This window comes from Rhodococcus sp. ZPP, assembly GCF_017656075.1.
Taxonomy (GTDB): Bacteria; Actinomycetota; Actinomycetes; order Mycobacteriales; family Mycobacteriaceae; genus Rhodococcus_F; species Rhodococcus_F oxybenzonivorans.
On sequence record NZ_CP058638.1, the window covers coordinates 916,295 to 938,795 of the forward strand.

Genomic DNA, 22,501 nt, shown 5'->3' on the forward strand with positions numbered 1-22,501 from the left:
TTCTCCAGTTCGTAGAAAAAAGTGCTAGCTCTTGGTCTTGCCGGGGGCCGGTTCGGACATCGTCGTCGCGCCGTCCAGGCGCTCGGCGTCCGGCGGCCGATACAGGTTCCGCTTCGAGATGTACTGGACCACGCCGTCCGGCACCAGATACCACACAGGCCGGTGCCGGCTGGCGCGCCGCCGACATTCCGTCGAGGAGATCGCCAGCGCCGGTATCTCGATCAACGTGACCGCGTCCTCCGGCAGCGCGTCGAGATGAGCGGCCAGATGTTCGGTATTGAGATCGAATCCCGGGCGCGACACTCCCACAAATTTCGCCAGTGAGAACAGTTCCTCCCAGTCCTGCCACGACAGAATACTCGCCAGGGCATCGGCACCGGTAATGAAGTACAGCTCGGCGTCGGGATGGAAGCTGGCGAGATCGCGCAGAGTGTCGACGGTGTAGGTGATCTTCCGGCGATCGACGTCCACCCGGCTCACCGAGAACCGTGGGTTCGATGCAGTGGCGATGACCGTCATCAAGTACCGGTCTTCCGCGGGGCTGACCACTTTCCCCTGCTTCTGCCAGGGCCTGCCGGTGGGGACGAAGATCACCTCGTCGAGGCCGAACCGGTCGGCGACTTCACTGGCGGCCACCAGGTGACCGTGGTGAATGGGGTCGAAGGTGCCGCCCATGACCCCGAGACGGCGCCGACGTGCGCCCGTTGTTCCCTGTTCCACGAGTGCCGAGCTTACGTGGTCATACCGGGAGCAACCCGGCGACCACCGACGCGAGCTGCTGCGCGGAGCGGCACTCGTGCATGCTGATGACCTCGTTGTACACCTTGGCGGCCGAATCCCCGGAACCCCACTGTCCGCGTGGCTCGGGGTTGAGCCAGTGCGCATGCTTGGCCACCGACACCAGACGCGCCAGCGCCTCCAGATTGGGGTCGCGATAGTTGTTGCGGCCGTCCCCGAGGACGAGCAGTGAGGTGCGTGAGGTAATGCTCGAGGTGAACCGCTCCGCGAACACACCGAATGCGTTGCCGTAGTCGGAGTGCCCGTCGTAGCTGACGAGGTCGGCCTCGCGGATCATCCGCGACATCGCGTTCCCGAGGTCTGCGCCGGTGTCGAAGAATCGGGTGACTTCGTCGGTGGTGTCGATGAAAGCGAACACCCGCACCCGCGAGAACTGCTCCCGCAACGCATGGACGAGCAGCAATGTGAAGTGGCTGAACCCCGCCACCGAACCCGACACGTCGCACATCACCACCAGTTCCGGGCGTGCGCGTCTCGGCTTGCGCTGGACGAGATCGATGGGAACTCCCCCGGTGGACATCGACTTGCGCAGGGTCCGCCGAAGATCGATCGACCCGGCGCGATGACGACTGCGGCGCACCGCGAGCCGGCTGGCCAGCAGTCTGGCGAGCGGGGTGACGTTACGTTTGAGAGCGGTCAGCTCGGAGTCCGACGCGCGCAGGAAGTCCACTTCCTCGGCCAGCCGCGGCACGCCGTACGACGCCACCCGCTCCTTGCCCAGGTTCTCGGCCGACCGCCGACGCGTCTCCTTCTCGACCATCTTGCGGAAGTCGGCGATCCGCTGCGCCGCGGTGCGTTTGGCCACCTCGGATTCGTAGCTGTCCGTCATTCGGGCTTGGCCGTCCTGCTGATTGCCCAGGAGTCCGTCGAGGATCTTCTTCAGCAGCGTCTCGGGCGCCACATCCCGCAACGCCTGGTAGGCCGAGAACGACGGCCCGTTCGCCGACTGGTACTGCCCGAGTTCTTCGACCATCTGCGCGGTCAGGAGTTCGGTGAGTTCGAGCGCTTCGGGCGACCCGTCGGCGAGGAGCTCGACGATCAACTCACGCAGGGCGTCGTAATCGATGTCGCCCTTCTCGGTTCGCGGAAGCCTGGTGTCAACGGCCCCGCTCGACCGATTCCCGACGGCCGCGGGGAACCACAGATCGAAAAGAGCGTCGAACGTGGAGCGGTGAGTGGGACGGCGCAGCAGGGCGCACGCCAGTCCCTCTCGGAGTGCCTCGCGGTCGAGGAGGTCGAGGACGGACATGACCTGCCCGGCGTCGACGGTCTCCGACGGGCCCACCATGATGCCGCGTCGCCGCAACGCCTCGACGAAGTCGACCAGGTGGCCGGGTAACCCGTGCGGCGCGGCGGGCCCCGATGTTGCCGACCGGGACGTGGGAGGACCACCTGCAGCCATGGGAACCCTCAGTTCAGTCGCAGTTCGGCAGCGGCGCGCTGCTGGTCGGATTGGTGTTTGAGGACCACGCCCAGGGTGGCCCGCACGGCGTCGTCGTCGAGGGTGTCCAACCCGAGTGCGAGGAGCGTGCGGCCCCAGTCGATCGTCTCGGCTACCGAGGGCAGTTTCTTCAACTGCATTCCGCGCAGCACCCGGATGGTCGCCACCAACTGCTCGGCGATCGCTTCCGGAAGCTCCGGGACTCGACTCGCCAGAATCTTGCGTTCGAGTTCGGCATCCGGGAAGTCGAGGTGGAGGAAGAGGCAGCGACGCTTGAGCGCCTCGGACAACTCACGGGTGGCGTTGGAGGTGAGGAGCACGAACGGCTTCCGGACGGCCGTAATCGTTCCCAGCTCGGGAACGGTGACCGCGAAATCGCTCAGCACCTCGAGGAGCAGGCCCTCGATCTCGACGTCCGCCTTGTCGGTCTCGTCGATGAGCAGCACCGTCGGATCCTCGCGCCGGATCGCGGTCAGCAGCGGACGCGACAGCAGGAACTCCTCCGAGAAGACATCCGCCTTGGTGGAGTCCCAGCTGCTGTCGCGGCCGTGAAGATTCCCCGTCGCTGCGCTCGCCCCGGCCTGGATGCGCAGGATCTGCTTCGCGTGGTTCCACTCGTAGAGCGCGCGAGCCTCGTCGACGCCCTCATAGCACTGCAACCGCACCAGTTCGGCGTCGGTGGTCTGCGCGACGGCTCGGGCCAGCTCGGTCTTGCCGACACCCGCCGGTCCCTCGATGAGCAGGGGCTTACCGAGCCGGTCGGCGAGAAACACCGCGGTCGCGGTGCCCTTGTCTGCCAGGTAGCCGGTTTCGGCGAGCCGGGCGATCACGTCGTCGACGCTCGCGAACAACGGCGTCGTGGTGGGTAGTGCGCGATCCACGCTCGCTCCTTTCGATGGGCTTGCGGACATTGGTGGTCGAACTGTGGCGCTAGGCCGGACGCGTGTGCCCGTCCCCCCACACGATCCACTTCGTGGAGGTGAGCTCCGGCAGCCCCATCGGACCGCGGGCGTGGAGCTTCTGGGTGGAGATCCCGATCTCGGCGCCGAACCCGAACTGCTCGCCGTCGGTGAAGGCGGTGGACGCGTTGACCATGACGGCGGCGGCATCGACGCGGGCGGTGAACTCGCGCGCGGCCGACAGGTCGGCGGTCACGATGGCCTCGGTGTGACCGGTTCCATATCGATCGATGTGCTCTACCGCGGCATCGAGATCGTCGACGACCTTCAGCGCCACATCGAGGGTGAGATATTCGTCCGACCAGTCCGTCTCGGTGGCGGGCACCATGCCGGGAAGATCTCCGTGGACGGTGACACTGTGCGTCTGCAGCGCCTGCAGGAGCTTCGGGACGGCGACGTCGGCAATGCCGGCGTCGACCAGAACCGTCTCCGCGGTATTACAGACGCTCGGCCGCCGCGTCTTCGAGTTGAGCAGGATTCGTTCGGCCATCTCCAGGTCCGCGGCGGAATGGATGTAGACGTGGCAGTTACCCACGCCCGTCTCGATGGTGGGGACGGAGGCGTCTCGCACGACGGCGCTGATCAGTCCGGCGCCGCCCCGAGGGATGACGACGTCGACCAAACCGCGCGCCTGGATGAGATGGGTGACACTCGAGCGGTCCTCGGTGGGCAGTAATTGCACCGCGTCTTCCGGCAGATCCTGCGCAGCCAGCGCGGCGCGCAAGGCGACGACCAGCGCCGCATTCGACTTCGCCGCGGACGAGGATCCACGCAGAAGCGCAGCGTTGCCCGACTTCAGGGCCAGGCCGAACGCGTCCACGGTGACGTTGGGACGGGCCTCATACACCATGCCCACCACACCCAGCGGCACTCGGAGCTGTCGCAGTTCGAGCCCATTGGGCAGTGTGGAGCCGCGCACCACTTCTCCGATCGGGTCGGGCAGACCCGCTACTTGACGGAGTCCGGCGGCGATTCCCTCGATCCGAGCCTCGGTCAGCCGGAGCCGGTCGAGAAGGGATTCCTCGGTGCCGGACGCCCGGGCCGACTCGAGGTCGGCCGCGTTGGCGGCAAGGACGTCAGCCGTAGCGGCCAGCACCGCATCGGCGGCGGCGTGCAGGACCGCGTCTTTCTGCGCGGTGGTGAGCAGAGCAAGGACCCGCGACGCGGTGCGGGCACGACGAGCCGCCGCGTGAACGGCCTCACGGGTGTCCACGGCACCGGTCGACGCGGTGGAGGTCACTGCAGTCATGAAGACAGCCTATATACCGGGGTCTGTGCAGCGCGGCGCGGGAACGACCGGGAATGATTTCGTCCCCCGCGCAGGTTGCGACTGGTCGAGACCATCAGAGGCAGGAGTGCTGTAGTGAGCGTGTTGTTCGAACCCATCACCTTCCGCGGAGTCACCGTCCCCAATCGGGTGTGGATGGCGCCGATGTGCCAGTACTCGGCCGACGTGACGGGCCGCGATGTGGGAGTTCCCAATGACTGGCACCGGACGCACCTCGTGACGCGCGCCATCGGCGGTGCCGGCTTGATCCTCACCGAAGCGACGGCCGTCAGCCCGGAGGGCCGCATCAGCCCCGCCGACCTCGGCATCTGGAACGACACCCAGGCCGAGGCATTCGCGGAGATCAACGCACAGCTCGAGTACTTCGGCGCCGTCCCGGGCATCCAGCTCGGTCACGCCGGGCGCAAGGGCTCCGCGCATGTCCCGTGGCGCGGGGGCGGAAGCCTCGACGGCGACGATCGGCTGTCCTGGCAGACGGTGGCGCCGAGCGCGATCGGTTTCGGCGACCACACCCCGCCGGCCGCGGCGACGTCCGCCGACATCCGGAAGGTGGTCGCCGATTTCGCCGCCGCCGCCGAGCGGGCGTCGCGGGCCGGTTTCAAGGTGGTGGAAATCCATGCGGCACACGGCTATCTGCTGCACCAGTTCCTCTCACCGGTCAGCAATCACCGCACCGACGAGTACGGCGGCAGCTTCGCGCGCCGCATTCGCCTGCTGCTCGAGGTCGTCGACGCGGTACGCGGGGTCTGGCCGGCCGAGTTGCCCGTCTTCGTCCGGGTCTCGGCAACCGACTGGCTCTCGGAGGAGCCCGGCCTCGACGCGGACAGCTGGACGCCGGATCAGACCGTGTCCCTCGTGGAGGCCCTCGCGGACCTCGGCGTCGACCTCGTCGACGTCTCCAGCGGTGGCGTCGCGTCCGCCCGGATCCCGGTCGGGCCCGGCTACCAGGTCCCGTTCGCCCGTCGCATCCAGAACGAGACCACGGTCCCGGCCGCCGCCGTCGGGCTCATCACCGAGCCGGGGCAGGCCGAGCGGATCGTGGAGTCGGGAGAAGCCGTCGCCGTGTTCCTCGGGCGCGAACTGCTGCGCGACCCGTATTGGCCGCGAAAAGCCGCACTGGCATTGAATGCGCAGGTGACGCCGCAGATTCCAGCGCAGTACGCCCGGGCGTACTGAGACTCGGACCGACAAGCCCCCGCATCCTTTGCTACGGTAATCACTCTTACAGCTGGTAGTCCCGCACCCCGGACGGTGGGGCGGGACCAGCCACGAGCCAGAGCCGATCGGCGGGGGCCGCATCGCGCCGAAGGGCCCGTGGCCAGGAGACCCGAACCAGCACTTCACCCGGCGGGCGACGAAAAGATGCGTGCATCAGGTACGTGCCCCGCGTGGGTGATACCGGCGCTGGGGAGCGCACGACTCATGAATGCACCAGATCACTCCATCACTGCGGACGAGGTGGCGCAGTCACCCGACGTCACCGTCATCGACGAGGCCTCGGTCTCGCGGGCCGTCAAAGCGACCATGCTCGGCAACGCCATGGAATGGTTCGACTTCGGCGTCTACGCCTACCTCGCGACCACCATCGGCCAGGTGTTCTTTCCCGAGGCCAGCGGCACGGCGCAGCTACTGTCGACGTTCGCAATCTTCGCTGCAGCCTTCATCGTCCGGCCGCTCGGCGGTTTCTTCTTCGGCCCGCTCGGCGACCGTATCGGCCGCAAGAAGGTGCTTGCCACGACCATCATCCTCATGGCGGGAAGCACTTTCGCGATCGGCGTGATCCCGAGCTACGAATCGATCGGCATCCTGGCACCGATCCTTCTCGTGCTCTTTCGCCTCGTACAGGGATTTTCGACCGGCGGCGAATACGGTGGCGCCAGTACGTTCGTCGCCGAGTACGCGCCCGACAAGCGTCGCGGCTTCTTCGCGAGTTTTCTCGAATTCGGCACGTTGGCCGGGTATGTCGCGGCGGCGGGGCTCGTCACCGTCATCAGCAGCGCTGTCAGTGCCGACGCTCTGGTCGACTGGGCATGGCGAATCCCGTTCCTGCTCGCCGGTCCCCTGGGACTCATCGGCCTCTACCTGCGTCTGCGGCTGGAAGAGACGCCGGCCTTCCAGCAGCAACAGCAGGCTGAGGAACGTTCTCTCGCAGAAGAATCCACCGGCCGAAAGTTGCGCGAGACACTGGTCGACAATTGGCGACCCCTCGTACTGTGCGTCATCCTCGTCGCCGCCTACAACATCGCGCACTACGGTCTGCTCAGCTACATGCCGACGTACCTGTCGAACACGCTCGGCTACGACGAGTCGCACGGCCTCGTCCTCATGATCATCGTGATGCTCATCATGATGGTGTGCATCAGCTTCGTCGGAAAGCTGTCCGACCGGGTGGGTCGTAAACCGTTGCTGCTGACCGGTTTCGTCGGCTTCTTCGCGCTGTCGCTGCCCGCGTACCTGCTGATCGGCGTCGGGCACTACTTCACCGTCTTCGTCGGCCTCGCGATGCTCGGCGGACTGCTGCTGCTGTTCGTCGGCGTCTTCCCTTCGGTCCTTCCTGCTCTCTTCCCGACGGGAATCCGCTACGGCGGCCTCGCGATCGGATACAACCTCGCCGTCTCGATCTTCGGTGGTACCACGCCTCTGGTGCTGACCGCCCTGCAGGACGCGACCGGCAGCGATCTCGTCGCTCCGATGTACATGATGGTGGCCGCAGTGATCGGGGCCATCGCGGTACTCCTCATCTCCGAGACCGCCCGCAAGCCGCTCGAGGGATCGCCGCCTGCCGTCGCCACGGAGGCGGAAGCTCGTCGTGTCCTCGGCCGGTTGCGGCGGACGAAGGCCGGCGAGTCACCGAGGTCCGAGCACGAGGCGGACGGCGTCGACGCGGGATAGTGTTTCCATCATGTCCGCTCCCAGGATCGCCGTGGTCGGCAGCGTCAACATGGATCTGCTGACGGCGACCGAACGATTACCCGCCCCCGGCGAGACCATTCTCGGCAGCGCCTTTGCCGCCACCCCAGGCGGCAAAGGCGCGAATCAGGCCATCGCCGCGGCGCGGGCAGGGGGACGGGTCACGTTCATCGGCGCCGTCGGATCCGATACGTTCGCCCTCGAACTGCGCCAAACCCTGGTGGAGGCCGAGGTCGACACCACCCACCTGCGCGAGGTCGACGGGCCGAGTGGAATCGCGGCCATCACCGTCGACGCCGCCGGACAGAACAGCATCGTGGTGGTCCCGGGCGCCAACAGCACTCTGACCGCTCTCGAACCGGCAGATCTCGAGGCCATCTCTGCCGCCGACGTGCTCCTCTGCCAACTCGAGATCCCGGTCGCGACCGTGCTCGCCGCAGTCGCGCACGCCGCCGAACACGACACGGTGGTGATGCTCAATCCCTCACCTGCTCAGCCGCTTCCCCGAGAACTCGTAGCACTCGTCGATGTGCTGGTGGTCAACGAGACAGAAGCCGCGCAACTCGGGCCCGACGTGATTTCCGCCGTCCCCCATCTGGTGACCACGCTCGGCGGATCCGGCGCCGAGTACACGAACCCGGGCGGCGCCGCCGTACATGCCGACGCCCCCTCGGTCGAGGTAGTCGACACGACGGGTGCCGGTGACGCGTTCGCAGGCGCCCTGGCGGTGTCGTGGATGCGCGGCCCCGAGACCGCACTGCCGTTCGCGACCGCGGCAGGCGCACTCGCGACAACCCGGCGTGGAGCCTCGACATCCTCCCCCACCCGCACCGCCATCGAGACCGCTCTGCACCGCTGAGCAGGTCGTTCCCCCGCTCCGCAGGTGGAGTGTCACAGCAGTCGTGCACCATGGGGTCATGACCACCGCCACCACGCCCGCACTCCGCGACGAGGCCGAACGCCTGCTCCGAGAGCTGGCAGGACCCGAAGCGCGGCTGCGGGACGACCAGTGGACTGCCATCGAGGCGCTCGTCGTGGGCCGACGACGCGCGCTCGTCGTCCAACGGACCGGGTGGGGTAAATCAGCTGTCTACTTCATCGCGGCCAAGCTGTTGAGGGCCGACGGGCACGGGCCGACCGTCATCGTGTCGCCGCTTCTGGCCCTCATGCGGAATCAGGTGGCGTCGGCAGAACGGGCGGGAGTCCGGGCCGCCACGATCAACTCGGGCAATGTCACGGAGTGGGACGAAATTCACGCCCGTGTCGCGGCACAAGAGCTGGATGTCTTGTTGGTCAGCCCGGAACGCCTGAACAACCCCGACTTCCGCGACCAGGTTCTTCCTTCCCTCGCCGCCGACGCCGGCCTGGTCGTCGTCGACGAAGCCCATTGCGTCTCGGACTGGGGCCACGACTTCCGCCCGGACTATCGGCGCATCCGCACGCTGATCGGCGAGCTCGGGCAGGGTATTCCCGTGCTTGCGACCACGGCCACCGCAAACGACCGCGTGGTCACCGATGTCTCGACCCAGCTCGGGGTGGGCGGCGGCGAAACGCTGGTGTTGCGCGGCGGGCTCGAACGCGAATCGCTGCATCTGTCGGTGGTGCAGATTCCTGAGGCCACGGCCCGCGCCGCGTGGCTCGCCCAGAAGCTCGACAGCCTGCCCGGGTCGGGGATCATCTATGCGTTGACGGTGTCGGCGGCACGAGATCTGGCGAGCTTGCTCACCGAGCAGGGGCACACCGTCGCCGCCTATACGGGACAAACGGATGCCGGCGAACGGGAAGGCCTCGAGCAGGATCTACTCGACAACCGCGTGAAAGCCCTGGTGGCTACGTCGGCGCTCGGCATGGGCTTCGACAAGCCCGACCTCGGATTCGTGGTGCACCTCGGTGCGCCGTCGTCCCCGATCTCGTACTACCAGCAGGTGGGCCGTGCGGGGCGTTCCACGGATCGCGCTGAAGTGATCTTGCTCCCCGGCTCGGAAGACCGGCAGATCTGGAGCTATTTCGCATCGGTGGCGTTTCCCCGTGAGCACATGGTGCGGCGGGTCATCGAGGTTCTCGACCCCGACCGGCCGCAGTCCACACAGGCCCTGGAGCCGCTGGTGGAACTGGGGCGGACGCGGCTCGAGATGGTGTTGAAGGTTCTCGATGTCGACGGTGCGGTTCGCCGGGTCCGTGGGGGCTGGGTGGGAACCGGGCAGCCATGGACCTACGACGCCGAACGCTACGAACGTCTCGAACGGGCCCGTGAGTCCGAGCAGCAGGCCATGCTCGACTATCAACGCATCACCACGTGCCGGATGGCGTTTCTGAGGGAGCAGCTCGACGACCCGGGACTGGTAGCGGGGGCGTCCGACTGCGGTCGGTGCGACAACTGCACAGGCGAGCACTACGACACCGCTGTGGATGCAGACGCCGTGGCTCAGACCCGATCGCGGCTGGAGAGGCCGGGCATCGACCTCGCGCCTCGGAAACAGTGGCCTTCGGGGCTCAGAAAGCTCGGTGTCGCGCTGTCGGGGAAAATTACGGACGGGCCGGAACCGGGTCGTGTCCTCGGCCGATTGTCCGACCTCGGCTGGGGACAACGACTGCGCACTCTGATGGACGGACCGGACGGTCCGGCACCGGAGAACGTCTTGCAGGCCTGCATCGCCGTGCTGGCATCGTGGGACTGGACGCAGCGGCCCACCGCCGTCATGGCCGTCGAATCGACCACCCATCCCCTTCTCGCGGCCTCCTTGGCGGAGCGGCTCGCCCAGATCGGACGGCTCGAGCACCTGGGAGTCCTGAGGCAACGACCCGGCCATCCGCCGGTCTCTGCGGCCAACTCCGCCTACCGGGTGGCCGGTCTGGCAGACGCGTGGGAAACCCCTCAACTTCCGGGTTCCACGGGGCCTGTTCTGCTCGTCGACACCCTCACCGATACCGGCTGGACCCTGACGATGGCTGCCCGCACGCTGCGGGCGGCGGGCGCCACCTCGGTGCTGCCTTTCGCCCTGGCAGCCGTGAAGTGACTCCCCAGGGCTGTCGAGTGCCACGAGATCTCGAAAAGGACAAGTGTGTCGCTTGCGGATCACCGAAAAGTTACATAACGTGATCAGCGTCACATTGCCCGTCTCACCTGCGAAGGCTCTGTGCCCGGACGGGCCAATTTCGCGACGCACGTGAAATCGGCATAGATGGTTGTTAGGTTGGTTTTTCCAATGACGCCTGTTCAGAAGAGTGCCATCCCGACCACCGCGCCGGACGCGGTGTTGTTTCGAAGTCCACAGATCTCTGATGGAGTCCGGCTCTGGGAGATCGCCAGGAACACGGAAGTGCTCGACCTCAACTCGAGTTATGCCTACCTGTTGTGGTGCAGAGATTTCAGCCGCACGTCGATCGTCGCAGTGGTCGACGAACGAGCAGTGGGATTCGTTTCGGGCTACATCCGCCCCGAATCCCCGGCGACACTGTTTGTCTGGCAGGTCGCCGTAGACGCAGACCAGCGTGGCAAGGGAATTGCCGGACGCATGCTGGGCGCCTTGCTCGATCGTCTTGCGCCTGAAGGGATCACCCATCTCGAGACGACGATCAGCCCCGACAACGAGGCATCGATCGCGCTGTTCACCGCATTGGCGCGTCGCCGAGATACGGCGATCACCAAGCAGACGTTATTCTCGCCCAACGATTTTCCCGATGGACACGAAGCCGAAGATCTGTACACGATCGGCTAAGAGCATGCCCCGGAGGAATGCAGCAACATGACTGACACCAGTACGACTAACGCTCATACCGATATCTTCGAGAGCCTCGAATCCGAGGTTCGCAGTTACAGCCGCGGGTGGCCGACCGTTTTCGAAACGGCGTCCGGATCGTGGATTCGCGACGAGAACGGCAAGGACTACCTCGACTTCTTCGCCGGCGCCGGCTCGCTCAACTACGGGCACAACAACCCGGTGCTCAAATCGGCACTCGTCGACTACATCGTCGGTGACGGAATCACTCACGGTCTCGACATGTCGACCGTCGCGAAACGCGAACTGCTCGAGACCTTCGAGGACAAGATCCTGAAGCCGCGGGGCCTCGACTACAAAGTCCAGTTCCCCGGGCCCACCGGCACCAATACCGTCGAGGCCGCGCTGAAGCTTGCCCGTAAGGTCACGGGCCGTTCGTCGATCATCAACTTCACCAACGCGTTCCACGGCATGACGCTCGGCGCGCTCTCGGTCACCGGTAACTCGATGAAACGTGCCGGGGCCGGCATCCCGCTGGTGCACGCCACTCCGATGCCGTTCGACAACTACTTCGACGGGGTCACCGAGGACTTCCACTGGTTCTCCCGGGTCCTCGACGACTCGGGCAGTGGCCTGAACCGTCCGGCCGCCGTGATCGTCGAAACCGTTCAGGGCGAAGGTGGCGTCAACGTGGCTCGGGCCGAGTGGCTGCGCGCCTTGGCGGAGCTGTGCGCCGAGCGTGACATCCTGCTGATCGTCGACGACGTTCAGATGGGTTGCGGACGCACCGGCCCGTTCTTCTCCTTCGAGATCGCCGGGATCACCCCCGACATCGTCTGCCTGTCGAAGTCGATCAGCGGTTACGGGCTCCCCATGGCGCTCACGCTGTTCAAACGCGAACTCGACGTGTGGGGTCCGGGCGAGCACAACGGCACGTTCCGTGGCAACAATCCCGCATTCGTCACCTCCAAAGTGGCCTTGGACCAGTACTGGTCCGACGACGCCCTGCATCAGTCGACGCTGGCCAAGGGCGAGAAGATTCATCAGGCGTTCACCGCACTGTCCAACCAGTTCGAGGGCAAGGTCTTCACCCGCGGTCGAGGCCTCGTTCAGGGTCTCGTCTTCGACGAGCCCGAAAATGCGGGCAAGGTCTGCAAACTCGCCTTCGACGAGGGACTGCTCGCCGAAACCTCCGGACCTTCCGACGAGGTGGTCAAGCTGCTACCGGCGCTCACCATCACCGACGAGGAACTCGACCACGGACTCGGCATTCTCGCCGAGGCGACCGGCAAGGTTTGCAGCTAGAGAGAGGATGGGAGTACCCATGATCGTTCGCACCACCGCAGAAATCACCGACACCGAGCGCGACATCACCAGCGAGGACGGCAATTGGCGCAGCAAGCGCATCGTCCTCGGCGGTGACAAGGTGGGCTTCTCCTTCCACGAAACCACGATCAAGGCGGGAACTGTCAACGAGTTCCACTACGCCAACCATGTCGAGGCCGTGTGGCTGGTCGAGGGCACGGGCAAATTGGTCGACCTCGACAACGACAAGGTTTACGACCTCGGCCCCGGATCGATGTACCTGCTGAACGGGCACGAACGGCACCGCGTCGAGCCGGAGACCGAAATGCGCATGCTCTGCGTGTTCAACCCGCCCGTGACGGGACGTGAGGTGCACGACGAGAATGGTGTCTACCCGTTGATCGAGGTTCCCGCGTAGCGTCGAACCATGGCCGACGACGTTGCTGTTCCAGCTGTTGCCATCGGACCCGCCCCGGACCCGCTCCTCGAGGACGCGGTGCGCCGGGGCGGCGCCCGTCTATCGCCCTTCGAGTCCGCCGATGCGTTGGTGTGGACCGCGGGCCCGATCGGGTTTCCCGACCCGCTCCCGGACAATATTCGGTGGGTGCAGCTCGATTCCGCCGGAGTCGAGCAGTGGTTCGATGCGAAACTCATCACACCCGATACCCCGATCATGTGGACGTCGGCCGCGGGTGCGTTCGCGGCCACCGTCGCCGAACATGCCCTGACGCTCCTCCTGGCCGGAGTGAGGGCACTGCCGGAACACATGGCGGCCCGAACGTGGCGTCAGCACGATTTCTACTCCAAGGTCGGCACCCTGCGCGGTGCGATGGTCGCCATGGTGGGCGCAGGCGGAATCGGCCGGGCACTCATTCCCATGCTGGCCTCGCTAGGAGCCGACGTGATCGCCGTGAATCGCTCGGGCAGCCCCGTTCCGGGTGCCATCGAAACGCTTCCGACCACCAGGTTGAACGAGGTGTGGCCGCGGGCCGACCATTTCGTCATCGGGGCGCCCGCCACGTCCGCGACACATCACCTGGTGAGCGGCGCCGAACTGGCTCAGATGAAGTCGACGTCGTGGGTGATCAACGTGGCCCGCGGGTCGCTCATCGACACCGATGCCCTCGTGCAGGCATTGCGGAACGGCAGCATCGGCGGCGCCGGACTCGATGTCACGGATCCGGAGCCGCTTCCCGACGGTCACCCGCTCTGGGAACTGCCCAATGTGATCATCACCCCCCACGATTCCAACCCGCCGTCCGTGCGTCCGCCCGCTTTCGCCGATCATGTGGCGTTGAACGTGACCCGTTTCGTCGCCGGTGAGCGGCTCACCGCCCTGATCGATCCGGTCGTCGGTTACTGACCCGGCGCTACCCTGGAGTGCGTGTTCGACCGACTGCTCGACGTACTCAGCGGCCGGCGTCTGTGTGTGGTCACCGGCGCCGGCATTTCCACGGATTCCGGAATCCCCGACTACCGGGGTCCCGACTCTCCCCCGCGCAACCCGATGACCTTCCAGCAATTCACCGGCGACCCCGACTTCCGTCGTCACTACTGGGCCCGGAATCATCTCGGCTGGCGGCACATGGACGCCGCCCGGCCCAACGCCGGTCATCGGGCCCTGGCCGGTCTCGAACGCGCCGGCGCCGTGCACGCGGTGATCACGCAGAACGTGGATCTGCTCCACACCAAGGCAGGCAGTCGCCGGGTCATCGATCTACATGGCACGTACGCACAGGTGCGTTGTCTGTCGTGCGGTGCACTGATCTCGCGGGCAACACTGGCCGAGCGTCTCGAGCGAGCCAACCCCGGGTTCGCCGAGACCGTGGCCGCCGCGGAGGGAGTCGAGATCGCACCGGATGCGGACGCCGTCGTCACCAGCACGGAGCATTTCCGGATGGTCGACTGTGAGGCCTGCGGCGGGCTCCTGAAACCGGACATCGTGTACTTCGGCGAGTCGGTTCCCAAGCCGAGGGTCGAGGCTGCCTACGCCGTGGTCGACGAAGCGGAAGCGCTGCTGGTGGCCGGTTCGTCGCTCACCGTCATGTCGGGACTACGGTTCGTCCGGCACGCCGCCAAGCGCTCGATACCGATCGTGATCGTCAACCGCGGGTCGACGAGAGGTGACGAGTTCGCCACCCTCACACTCGATGCGGGTTGCTCGGACGCGCTGCGGGCGCTGCTCGACGCATCCACCGCGATGTCAGCGTGACAGGCACCCTCGTCAGAGCGGAACGAGGTCGTCGGCGTGCACCACAGGTCGCTGCATCTCCGGCGGTAATTCGGTTGTCGACTTCCCCAGGATGTCGTTGATCTCGGTGGAGTCGTAGGCCACCACGCCCCGCGCTACGGGACGCTCCTCGGGGCCGAGCAGGGAAACCACGTCGCCGCCGTAGAACCGGCCAGAAACGGCAGTGATCCCGGCGGGCAGCAGCGACCGCCGCTTGGTGACGACGGCACGAACCGCGCCCTCGTCGATGTGGAGGATTCCCTGTTCGTCCGCGGCATGCCGCACCCAGAACTTGCGTGCGGACAGCCGGGTGGGCCGGGCCGCGAAAGCTGTTCCCACGGCCGCGTCCTGCAGCGCCGTACCCGCCTCCGAGGCTGCCGCGAGCAACACCGGCACACCGGCATCCGAGGCGAGACGGGCCGCGGACAGTTTGGACGCCATGCCGCCCGTCCCGAGGGCACCACCCGAACCGGCGACCACTCCGTCGAGGTCCTCGGGGCTGTTCACTTCCGGGATCAGGGTGGCGTTCCCCTTGCGTGGATCGCCGTCGTAGAGACCGTCGACGTCCGACAACAGGATGAGGGCGTCGGCACCGACCAGGTGCGCCACGAGTGCAGCGAGGCGGTCGTTGTCACCGAACCGGAGTTCGGCGGTGGCGACGGTGTCGTTCTCATTGACGATCGCCACGGCATGCAGCGCCCGCAGACGGTCCAGGGTCCGCTGGGCATTGCGATGCTGCGCACGGCGTGCGATGTCGTCGGCGGTGAGCAGCACCTGCCCCACGGTTCGGCCGTACCGGGAGAAGGACGTTCCCCAGGCGTGGGCCAGGGCCAGCTGCCCGACACTTGCGGCGGCCTGCTTGGTGGCCAGGTCGCGCGGTCGCCGCGTGAGCCCCAGTGGCGCCAGACCGGCGCCGACGGCACCGGACGACACCACGATCACGTCGGAGCCGGCACGCATCCGTGCCTCGATTGCGTCGGCCAGCGCATCGAGACGACCCACGTCGAGTCCGCCGACCAGACTGGTCAGCGCCGACGATCCGATCTTCACGACAATGCTGTCGGCCGACGCAATCGTGCGCCGGGTGGCGCTCACTGCTCTTCGGGGTCGAGGCCTTCGAGACCGCGACGGATCCTGTGTGCGTGCTTGCGCTCCGACGCGCCGATACGTTCCACCTGATCGAGACGTGGGTCGGTACCGCGGCCGGTGCGAGTGAGATCGACACCTGCGGGCGTCTGAGGTTCCCAGTCGAAACTCACGTCACCGATCGTGACGGACGCGCCGGGTTCGGCTCCCTGCTTGACGAGGGCGTCCTCCACTCCGAGTCGAGCGAGACGGTCGGCCAGGTAACCCACAGCCTCGTCGTTGTCGAACTGGGTTTGCCGCACCCAGCGCTCGGGACGTGTTCCCCGGACGATGAAGCCGCCGGGCACCTCCGGGTCGGCTATAACGCTGAAGCTGTTGTCCTTGTTGGCAATCGGGCGAATCACGGGCCGCTTGGGGACTTCCGGCGGATGCGCCGTGCGGTACTCCTCGACAAGTTTCGCCAACGCGAAGATCAGCGGACGCAATCCTTCGCGGCTCACCGCGGAGATCGTGAACACCGGCCAACCGCGGGCCTCGAGGTCGGGGGTGACCATCTCGGCCAGCTCCGCAGCTTCCGGAATGTCGGCCTTGTTGAGGACCACGATGCGAGGACGATCGGCGAGGTCACCGAGGCTGGCGTCGCTGGACAGCGCGGGTTTGTAGGCCGCGAGCTCAGCTTCGAGGGCGTCGATGTCGGAGATCGGGTCACGACCGGGGTCGAGGGTCGCACAGTCGACGACATGCGCCAGCACAGCACAGCGCTCGAGGTGCCGCAGAAAGTCCAGCCCCAGGCCACGGCCCTCGCTCGCCCCGGGGATCAACCCGGGCACGTCGGCGACGGTGAAGGTGGTGTCACCGCTGGACACGACACCCAGGTTGGGGACGAGAGTGGTGAACGGGTAGTCGGCGATCTTGGGCTTTGCCGCCGAGAGCACGGACACGAGGGAGGACTTGCCGGCCGAGGGAAAGCCTACGAGCCCGACGTCGGCGACAGACTTGAGTTCGAGGACGAGCTCGCGTTCGACGCCGTCCTCACCGAGGAGGGCAAAGCCGGGCGCCTTGCGTGCCTTGGAAGACAGCGCGGCGTTTCCTAGCCCACCACGCCCACCCTGGGCGGCCTCGAACCGGGTGCCGATACCGATGAGGTCGGCGAGAACCTTGCCGTTCTCGTCGAGGACGACGGTGCCGTCGGGGACCTTCAGGACGAGGTCTTCACCTTGGGCGCCGTCCCGGTTACTTCCCATCCCCTGCTTGCCGTTGGTGGCCTTCGCATGGGGATGGAAGTGGAAGTCGAGGAGGGTGTGGACATTGCCGTCCACCTCGAGCACCACGTCACCGCCACGCCCGCCGTTACCGCCGTCCGGGCCGCCGAGCGGCTTGAACTTCTCCCGGTGTACGGAGGCGCAGCCGTTGCCGCCTTTGCCGGCGCTGACGTGCAGCACGACGCGGTCGATGAATCGGGACATGACTGCCGGATCCTTCCTCAGTCAATAAATGAACTCGAAAAAAACAATAGGGGCGGACCGGGTATCTCGACCCTGGTCCGCCCCTATTCGGGAGCTTGGTACGTCCTATGTCAGGACGGTACATACTCGCGGCAGGACTAGGCCTCTGCCGCCGCCGGAACGATGTTCACGGTCTTGCGTCCACGCTTGGTGCCGAACTCGACGGCACCGGCGGAGAGAGCAAAGAGCGTGTCGTCGCCGCCACGTCCGACGTTGACGCCGGGGTGGAAGTGGGTTCCGCGCTGACGCACCAGGATCTCGCCGGCGCTGACGGACTGACCGCCGAAGCGCTTCACGCCGAGTCGCTGTGCATTTGAATCGCGCCCGTTACGGGAGCTGGATGCACCCTTCTTATGTGCCATGTTTCTTGACCCTCCTCGGGTGAAATCAGCTCTGAAGCTCTAGTTACTTGATACCGGTGACCTTGAGGACCGTCAGCTTCTGCCTGTGGCCCTGACGCTTGTGGTAGCCGGTCTTGTTCTTGAACTTGTGAATGCGGATCTTCGGGCCCTTGGTGTGCTCGACGACCTCGCCGGTGACCGAGATGTTGGCCAGCTTGTCGGCGTCGGTCGTCAGATCGGATCCGTCGACGACGAGAACCGGAGCAAGCGAGACAGCAGTGCCGGGCTCACCCTCGATCTTCTCGACCTTGACGAGGTCACCAACAGCGACCTTGTACTGCTTTCCGCCGGTCTTGACGATCGCGTACGTTGCCATCGGAGGGCTACCCCTTGCTTCTTCGAACTTGCTCGCGCCACGAAGTGCGCGACTGGTCTGTTGGTACGGCTAGCTCGGTCGAGATCGCGCAGCCTTCACAAGTGAAGGCACAGCTGACCCTTATCGCCGAGTAGCGACTGGTCAAGGTTACAGGAAGGCAACCGTTCCATACAAACTGGGCGGATTGCCTTCCCGCAGCCTCTGATCAGTTGTCGGCGTCCACCGGCGGACCGGCGGGACGCGCCGCTGCGCGACGACGCTGCCGACGAGGCGCAGGCTGCACACCCGTGCCGGAGGGCGAGGAACCGGCCGACCCGCTCGGCGCCGATGAGGACATCGCCGGTTCCGGAGTTGATTCCGGAGCCCTCTCCGACCGAGACTCCGATTCCGACTCCGACGAGGCAGGAATCACGAAGACGGTGCCCGCTGCCGGGGTTTCGGACACCGGTGCGGCCGCTGCCCTCGATACTCGGCGACTACGACGCCGCTGCGGAGTCACGGGTCCGGATGTCACAGCAGGTTCCTGCGCGACAGCAGGTTCCGGCGCGACAGCAGGTTCCGGTGTCACCGCAGTTTCGGGCGTCACGGGCTCGACCACGGGTTCCGGTGCCGTCACCGCTTCGCCGGCGACTGCCGCCGGTGCCTCGGCAACGGCCTCTTCGATTCCGGCCAGGTCCGCCGTGGGCGTCCCGTCCGTCGTCTGCTCCGCCGCGGTAGAAGCGACGAACGGTTGCTCCGTAGCCTCGGCGACCTCCGCGGCCGGAGCATCCACCTGCGCCGCCTCGGCAGAAGGCGCGTCGTGCACAGCCTCGTTACGAGATGCGTCGTGCACAGCCTCGTCACGAGGTGCGTCGTGCGCTGCCGTTTCGCGGGGCCGCTCGGGCGCTGCCGCGTCCTCGTGATGGTGGTGGGCCATGGCCAGAGCCACCGGATGCGCCCGCTTCACGGTGGCATCCACGGCCGGGACGACAGTCTCCTGCGGGGGCGTCGGCGACACATCGGCACCGGAGGACTTGTCGCGACCGCGCTTCTTGCGGGAGCCGCCGGCGTCGCCGCGGGAGGACCCCCGTGCCCCGTTGTCCTCGGAGACCTTCGCGTCGATCGGCTCGGCGTGGACGATGATTCCTCGTCCGTGGCAGTGCTCACAGGTGGTGGAGAACGCCTCGACGAGGCCGGTACCCAACTTCTTGCGGGTCATCTGCACCAGGCCGAGGGACGTGACCTCCGACACCTGGTGGCGGGTGCGGTCGCGGCCCAGGGCCTCGGTGAGACGCCGCAGCACCAGGTCCCGGTTCGATTCGAGCACCATGTCGATGAAGTCGACGACGATCATGCCGCCGATGTCGCGCAGGCGCATCTGCCGCACGATCTCCTCGGCGGCTTCGAGGTTGTTACGGGTGACGGTCTCCTCGAGGTTGCCGCCGGCACCCGTGAACTTGCCGGTGTTGACGTCGACCACGGTCATGGCCTCGGTGCGATCGATCACGAGCGTGCCACCCGACGGCAACCACACCTTGCGGTCAAGTGCCTTGGCAAGTTGCTCGTCGATGCGGTGCGCTTCGAAGACGTCGACACCGTTGTGTCCGGTGTGCTGCTCGAGCCGCGGCAAGAGGTCGGGAGCCACGGACTTGATGTAGGACTCGACCGTCGACCACGCCTTCTCACCCTCGATGACGAGTCTGGAGAAGTCCTCGTTGAACAGGTCGCGAATCACCTTGACCAGCAGGTCCGGCTCCTCGTAGAGGGCCTGCGGATTCCCGGACTTGCCGGCGTCCGCCTTGGCGGCCTGCTCTTCGATTCCGGCCCACTGCTCCTGCAGACGGGTGACGTCACGCGCCAGCTCTTCCTCGCTCACACCTTCGGAAGCGGTGCGGATGATCACACCGGCGTCCGCCGGAACGATGTCGCGGAGGATGTCCTTGAGACGCTTGCGTTCGGTGTCGGGCAGCTTGCGGCTGATTCCGGTGGAGGTGCCGCCCGGCACATACACGAGGAATCGGCCGGCCAGGCTGATCTGCGTGGTCAGCCGCGCACCCTTGTGCCCGACCGGATCCTTGCTCACCTGCACGAGGACCTGGTCGCCCGGCTTGAGCGCCTGCTCGATCTTGCGGGAGTTCCCGCCGAGCCCGGCGGCCTCCCAGTTGACCTCACCCGCGTACAACACGCCGTTACGGCCGCGGCCGATGTCGATGAACGCCGCCTCCATGCTGGGCAGAACGTTCTGGACGCGTCCGAGGTACACGTTCCCGACCATGGAGGCCGACGCGGACGTGGTCACGAAGTGCTCGACGAGAACCCCGTCCTCGAGAACCGCAACCTGCGTGGTGGCGTGGGGCTGCCCGGTGGCGATCCGGTCACGGACCACCATGACGCGGTCCACCGCCTCGCGGCGAGCCAGGAATTCGGATTCGGTGAGAATCGGCGGGCGACGGCGGCCGGCATCGCGACCGTCGCGGCGACGCTGACGCTTCGCCTCGAGTCGTGTCGACCCGGTGATGCCTTGGACTTCGTCCTTCGCCCGGCTCTTGTTGCGGGGTTCACGCTCGTGGACGACGGTATTGGGCGGATCGTCCTCGGAAACGCTCTCGCCGGAAGCATCGGTACCCGACTTGCGCCGACGACGGCGGCGGCGGCGACGGCTCGAACCGTCCGAGTCGGCGTCGCCGGACTCTTCGTCACCGGTCTGATCCGAATCCGTCTCGTCCGACTCCGCGGCCTCGGCCGGCTCCTTCTCGGCTGCGTCGGCGGATTCGCGGGCAGGCTTGTCGGCGGTCTTCTCGTCCCCCGCCTTCTCTTCCCCTGTCTGCTCGACCGTGTCGACAGTGTCCGAGGACTCGGTGTCGGAGTCGGTCTCGGTGCCCTGCTCGTTCTGCTGCTCGCCGCGGCCGCGGCCGCGGCCCCGGCGTCCCCGGCGGCGGCGGCGCGGCTGGTCGCCATCGGCATCGGCATCGTCGGATTCGGCTTCTGTGGTTCCGGTGTCGGCGGACCGTGCGGGCTCAGCGGGGACGTCCCGCTTCTCGGGGGCGGGTTGCGCCTGCTCGGAAGCGGCGTCCGGCGTTCCTGCGTCCCGACGGCTGCGACGACGACGCGGCGTCTCGACCGCAGCGGGGTCGGGCTGCAGGAACAACGGAACCTGCGCGACGGCGGGAGTGGTCTCGGGGCCGGGCTCCGCTGCGGGGGCTTCGACCTCGTACGCGGAGGTCGTGAACAGGTCGCGGCCGAGTTCCTTCTCAGCCCGTACCTGGTCGGGCGCGCTCGCCTCGGGTGCGGCGTCCTCGACCGCCGCCGCCGGCTCGGCTTCAGCTGTCGGCTCGGCTGCAGCTACCGACTCGGCTTCGACGGCCTGCTCCGGTTCGGAAACGGCCTGCTCAGCGGCGACTGCCGGTTCTGGTTCAGCCGCCTGCTCGGGCTCAGGAACGGCCGGTTCGGCCTCGACCGCCGGCTCAGGGACGTCGGTGGGCGCGAACGCTGCGTACACGCGCTCGGCTACCTCACGTTGAAGACTGGACTGCGCGCTGCGCAGTTCGGTTCCGAGGGCCGCAGCCTCGGCGAGAACCTGCTTGCTGGTGACGCCCAGGATCTTGGCCAGAGCGTGGACGCGCATCTTTTCCGGAAGAACAGGAACCGTACGTCCTGCGCTGTCGGCGTTCGGTTCTGAATTTGTGGGCGGCGCTTGATCGGCCACGTAGTCTCCTCAGCCCCCGGGCGCGTCCACTCCCCTGTCTGGGAATGTCACGCGGCCACGCGAGGGCGCAGTGTGTGTACTCGCGCCACTGCTGTGAGCGCGAGATTGTCTGGTCTCGCTCCACACGGCGCATGCAGTGTCCGTTTTCACTGCACATCCATGTAGTGCCTTGCGGATGGCGGGAGTCCGCGGCGCGAGCGCCTGATCATCCAGCTTGCCGATACGCCCAGGTACTTCCTGTTGACGTAGGGGCAGCGATGAAGGGCATCGAGCCGAGGTGTCATCCGGTCGAAGCCGCGTGAAGCACAATTTGCGGTTCAACCGCCCTCAGTATCCCACACGTGTGCCGCACTCCGTGCCAGCGGCGCACCGATCCGTCTGCAACACGTTCTGACGGACGCCACGCCGCGGCGGGGAAGTATTGGTCAGCGTGAGGCGAGGTGCGGGAACCAGAGGCCGATCTCCCGCTCGGCCGACTCGACCGAGTCGGAACCGTGAACCAGATTATGCTGGGCTTCCAGCCCGAAGTCGCCGCGGATCGTTCCCGGCAACGCCTTCTCCACGGGGTCGGTGCCGCCGGCCAGCTGACGGAACGCTGCGATTGCCCGCGGACCCTCGAGTACCGCCGCGACGAGCGGTCCCGAGGTGATGAACTCGAGCAGGCTCGGGTAGAAGGGACGTCCTTCGTGCTCGGCGTAGTGGGTTGCCGCGACGTCGGTGGGTGCGGTGCGCAGGTCGAGCGCAGAGATCGTCAAACCCTTCCGCTCGATCCGACCGAGGATTTCTCCTACATAACCGCGGGCAACAGCATCAGGCTTGATCAGTACAAGGGTGCGCTCAGTCACGGCGGACAGCCTA

19 protein-coding genes are annotated in these 22,501 nt (G+C 66.6%); 9 read left to right on the top strand and 10 right to left on the bottom strand.

What is annotated here, in order from left to right; translation table 11 throughout:
* Window positions 1-24: 24 nt before the first annotated feature.
* Genes nadD through HYG77_RS04255 form a run of 4 tightly spaced genes read right to left on the bottom strand, consistent with a single transcriptional unit; the run spans window position 25 to window position 4,447 of the window.
* Window positions 25-720 (bottom strand): nicotinate-nucleotide adenylyltransferase, encoded by a 696-nt coding sequence (gene nadD / locus HYG77_RS04240; RefSeq protein WP_208961907.1) that lies wholly within the window; start codon window positions 718-720, stop codon window positions 25-27.
* A 19-nt stretch (window positions 721-739) separates the two neighbouring features.
* Window positions 740-2,200 (bottom strand): VWA domain-containing protein, encoded by a 1,461-nt coding sequence (locus HYG77_RS04245; protein ID WP_208961908.1) that lies wholly within the window; start codon window positions 2,198-2,200, stop codon window positions 740-742.
* Between the two features lie 8 nt (window positions 2,201-2,208).
* A complete protein-coding gene (locus HYG77_RS04250; RefSeq protein WP_204164910.1) occupies window positions 2,209-3,150 on the bottom strand; it encodes a MoxR family ATPase in 942 nt (313 codons plus the stop codon).
* Window positions 3,151-3,169: 19 nt separating this feature from the next.
* Window positions 3,170-4,447 carry a glutamate-5-semialdehyde dehydrogenase gene (locus HYG77_RS04255; RefSeq protein WP_208961909.1) on the bottom strand — a complete coding sequence of 426 codons (1,278 nt, stop codon included), beginning with the start codon at window positions 4,445-4,447 and terminating at the stop codon, window positions 3,170-3,172.
* A 114-nt stretch (window positions 4,448-4,561) separates the two neighbouring features.
* Between HYG77_RS04255 and HYG77_RS04260 the strand changes: the two genes are divergently transcribed.
* The 9 genes from HYG77_RS04260 to HYG77_RS04300 all read left to right on the top strand — a co-directional run bounded on the left by HYG77_RS04260 (window position 4,562) and on the right by HYG77_RS04300 (window position 14,632).
* The gene (locus HYG77_RS04260) at window positions 4,562-5,662 is read left to right on the top strand and encodes an NADH:flavin oxidoreductase/NADH oxidase (protein ID WP_109328938.1); all 1,101 of its coding nucleotides are present in this window, start codon (window positions 4,562-4,564) and stop codon (window positions 5,660-5,662) included.
* 246 nt (window positions 5,663-5,908) lie between these two features.
* Window positions 5,909-7,378: an MFS transporter gene (locus tag HYG77_RS04265; protein WP_208961910.1), complete on the top strand. Its 1,470-nt coding sequence runs from the start codon at window positions 5,909-5,911 to the stop codon at window positions 7,376-7,378.
* Between the two features lie 10 nt (window positions 7,379-7,388).
* Window positions 7,389-8,255: a ribokinase gene (locus HYG77_RS04270; RefSeq protein ID WP_208961911.1), complete on the top strand. Its 867-nt coding sequence runs from the start codon at window positions 7,389-7,391 to the stop codon at window positions 8,253-8,255.
* Window positions 8,256-8,313: 58 nt separating this feature from the next.
* Window positions 8,314-10,413, top strand: coding sequence for a DEAD/DEAH box helicase (locus tag HYG77_RS04275; protein WP_208961912.1), 2,100 nt, complete (start codon window positions 8,314-8,316; stop codon window positions 10,411-10,413).
* Between the two features lie 189 nt (window positions 10,414-10,602).
* Window positions 10,603-11,115: a diaminobutyrate acetyltransferase gene (ectA, locus tag HYG77_RS04280; protein ID WP_109328930.1), complete on the top strand. Its 513-nt coding sequence runs from the start codon at window positions 10,603-10,605 to the stop codon at window positions 11,113-11,115.
* A gap of 27 nt (window positions 11,116-11,142) precedes the next feature.
* On the top strand, window positions 11,143-12,420 hold the full coding sequence (gene ectB / locus HYG77_RS04285) for a diaminobutyrate--2-oxoglutarate transaminase (RefSeq protein WP_109328928.1): 1,278 nt from the start codon (window positions 11,143-11,145) through the stop codon (window positions 12,418-12,420).
* A gap of 19 nt (window positions 12,421-12,439) precedes the next feature.
* The gene (locus HYG77_RS04290) at window positions 12,440-12,838 is read left to right on the top strand and encodes an ectoine synthase (RefSeq protein WP_109328926.1); all 399 of its coding nucleotides are present in this window, start codon (window positions 12,440-12,442) and stop codon (window positions 12,836-12,838) included.
* A 9-nt stretch (window positions 12,839-12,847) separates the two neighbouring features.
* The gene (locus HYG77_RS04295; RefSeq protein ID WP_208961913.1) at window positions 12,848-13,783 is read left to right on the top strand and encodes a D-isomer specific 2-hydroxyacid dehydrogenase family protein; all 936 of its coding nucleotides are present in this window, start codon (window positions 12,848-12,850) and stop codon (window positions 13,781-13,783) included.
* 21 nt (window positions 13,784-13,804) lie between these two features.
* Complete coding sequence (locus tag HYG77_RS04300; protein WP_208961914.1) at window positions 13,805-14,632, top strand: NAD-dependent protein deacetylase; 828 nt, start codon at window positions 13,805-13,807, stop codon at window positions 14,630-14,632.
* A gap of 12 nt (window positions 14,633-14,644) precedes the next feature.
* Here the strand turns inward: HYG77_RS04300 and proB are convergent, their stop codons facing one another.
* The 6 genes from proB to ndk form a co-directional block, all read right to left on the bottom strand.
* On the bottom strand, window positions 14,645-15,745 hold the full coding sequence (proB, locus tag HYG77_RS04305) for a glutamate 5-kinase (RefSeq protein WP_109328921.1): 1,101 nt from the start codon (window positions 15,743-15,745) through the stop codon (window positions 14,645-14,647).
* On the bottom strand, window positions 15,742-17,202 hold the full coding sequence (gene obgE / locus HYG77_RS04310; protein ID WP_109328919.1) for a GTPase ObgE: 1,461 nt from the start codon (window positions 17,200-17,202) through the stop codon (window positions 15,742-15,744). Before obgE ends, proB begins: the two co-directional genes overlap by 4 nt.
* Before the next feature lie 137 nt (window positions 17,203-17,339).
* Window positions 17,340-17,603: a 50S ribosomal protein L27 gene (gene rpmA / locus HYG77_RS04315; RefSeq protein ID WP_005248077.1), complete on the bottom strand. Its 264-nt coding sequence runs from the start codon at window positions 17,601-17,603 to the stop codon at window positions 17,340-17,342.
* A gap of 43 nt (window positions 17,604-17,646) precedes the next feature.
* Window positions 17,647-17,958, bottom strand: coding sequence for a 50S ribosomal protein L21 (rplU, locus tag HYG77_RS04320; RefSeq protein ID WP_109328917.1), 312 nt, complete (start codon window positions 17,956-17,958; stop codon window positions 17,647-17,649).
* Window positions 17,959-18,163: 205 nt separating this feature from the next.
* Window positions 18,164-21,643: a translation initiation factor IF-2 N-terminal domain-containing protein gene (locus HYG77_RS04325; RefSeq protein ID WP_208961915.1), complete on the bottom strand. Its 3,480-nt coding sequence runs from the start codon at window positions 21,641-21,643 to the stop codon at window positions 18,164-18,166.
* A 425-nt stretch (window positions 21,644-22,068) separates the two neighbouring features.
* The gene (gene ndk / locus HYG77_RS04330; protein ID WP_109328913.1) at window positions 22,069-22,488 is read right to left on the bottom strand and encodes a nucleoside-diphosphate kinase; all 420 of its coding nucleotides are present in this window, start codon (window positions 22,486-22,488) and stop codon (window positions 22,069-22,071) included.
* Between the last annotated feature and the right edge of the window lie 13 nt (window positions 22,489-22,501).